At 63.2% G+C, this 220-nt stretch carries 1 protein-coding gene; it reads left to right on the top strand.

The annotated features are described in order from the left end of the window. Positions 1 to 220 (top strand): hypothetical protein (locus tag KIF87_RS23645; protein WP_213330877.1); only part of this gene is annotated, 220 nt, incomplete at both ends.

Below are 220 nucleotides of genomic sequence, written 5' to 3'. Positions count from 1 at the left end.
AGGGCCAGCGCGTCGATACCAGCGCTTACCCGCTGCCGTCGGGCAACAACGGCTATTTTGTCTTCTCCGACAACCCGAAAAGCCCGTACCTGATCGGCATCAACCCGAAACTGAACGGTCTCGGGCAGCTTGATCCCGCCCTGTTTGCCGACCTGAACGCGATGCTCGGGGTCAAACCGTCGTCCACCGCGCCGCAGGAGACGCGGCCGGCGTTTACCGA

Origin of the sequence: Enterobacter sp. 120016 (assembly GCF_018383635.1) — a bacterium.
GTDB classification, from domain to species: Bacteria; Pseudomonadota; Gammaproteobacteria; order Enterobacterales; family Enterobacteriaceae; genus Enterobacter; species Enterobacter asburiae_D.
The sequence above is the reverse complement of the archived record's forward strand: the minus strand, read 5'-3'. Positions and strand labels throughout refer to the sequence as shown.